This window comes from Micromonospora sp. NPDC047620 (assembly GCF_043205005.1).
In the GTDB taxonomy this organism is placed as follows: Bacteria; Actinomycetota; Actinomycetes; order Mycobacteriales; family Micromonosporaceae; genus Micromonospora.
On record NZ_JBIDDG010000141.1, the window covers coordinates 1 to 1,241 of the forward strand.

Genomic DNA, 1,241 nt, shown 5'->3' on the forward strand with positions numbered 1-1,241 from the left:
TCGGCAGTGCGACGGTTACGACGGTCACGTCCAGGATCGACATGATCGCGCCGAGCACGACCACACCGGCTACCTTGAACACCGCGGCATCGAGTGTGTCGGAAGCGGGATCCGACGTCGCCGCAGGAATATCCGGAGGAGAGGTCACCGCTTCAGCCTGCCAGGTGACCGATCGCTTGACCAGCCCCCGTTCCCAGGGGAGGCCATATCGAAACCTCCAACTTTTCGCGCCCGATTCGTCCGTTCCCACCGTTATCTTTCCGCCCGCGGGCGCGCTCCCGGCGCGCGCACTACATTGGTCTCCAACCGTTCATTCGTTGTCCGGCAAGGAGTTCCCCGCGATAGAAGACCCGGTACTCGGTTCGACCGGTAGGCTCACATCGCCGATCCGGGGCGCAGGCATGCTCGGGGAGGTCCTGGTCGCGATCAGAGGGGGCACCGAGCTGTACATCGCGCGATCCACCGAACCCTTGGATGCCGGCACCACCGTACTCGTGGTCGAGGTGCATCCCGGCCGGATCGTCGATGTCGTCGAGTGGATCCCGCTGGATGTCGGACCGGGTGGGGATACAACGAAATAACAAGGGAGACACCAGTGCTGGGCTATCATGTGCCCGATCCCGACGAGGCCATGCTGATCAGCGGCGGCCGCGCCAAGGACAACGCCCCCTTCCGCGTCATCACCGGCCACGGCGCCTGGGTGATGCCGTTCTTCCGCAAGGTCAGCTACCTATCGCTGGCGATGTTCGAATCCGAGATCCAGGAACGCTGCGTCACCCGTCAGGCCATCCAGCTCGACGTGCGCGCGGTCATCGCCTTCAAGGTCGCCAACGACACCCAGTCCGTGGTCAACGCCGCACAACGATTCCTGTCCGAACAGGAACGCGAGATGTCGGTGCTGACCGGGCGCATCTTCTCCGGCCATCTGCGCTCCATCGTCGGTTCCATGACCGTCGAGGAGATCATCCGCGAACGCCAGAAACTCGCCGACGAGGTCCTGGTCGCCTCCAAGGTGGAGATGAGCAATATCGGACTGTGGGTCGACTCGTTCCAGATCCAGTCCATCGACGACGGCGGCCTCGGCTACATCGCCGCCCTCGCCGCACCGCACAACGCCGCCGTCCAGCGCGACGCCCAGATCGCTCAGGCCGCCGCCGCCCAGCTCGCCGCCCAAGCCGAACAGGAATCGCTGCGCAAACAGGCGGAATATCAACGCCAGACCGCGATTCTGCAGGCCGAAT

Annotated in this window: 3 protein-coding genes; 2 read left to right on the forward strand and 1 reads right to left on the reverse strand. The window is 64.4% G+C overall.

Translation table 11 applies throughout. From position 1 onward, the window contains the following. Window positions 1-184: hypothetical protein (locus ACGF5C_RS34785; RefSeq protein WP_393308671.1), on the reverse strand; the 184-nt coding region annotated here is incomplete at its 3' end. A gap of 133 nt (window positions 185-317) precedes the next feature. Here ACGF5C_RS34785 and ACGF5C_RS34790 point away from each other — a divergent pair. Further along, window positions 318-581 (forward strand): hypothetical protein, encoded by a 264-nt coding sequence (locus ACGF5C_RS34790; RefSeq protein ID WP_036523824.1) that lies wholly within the window; start codon window positions 318-320, stop codon window positions 579-581. Between the two features lie 14 nt (window positions 582-595). Next, the coding region (locus tag ACGF5C_RS34795) for a flotillin family protein (protein WP_393308669.1) at window positions 596-1,241 on the forward strand (646 nt) is incomplete at its 3' end.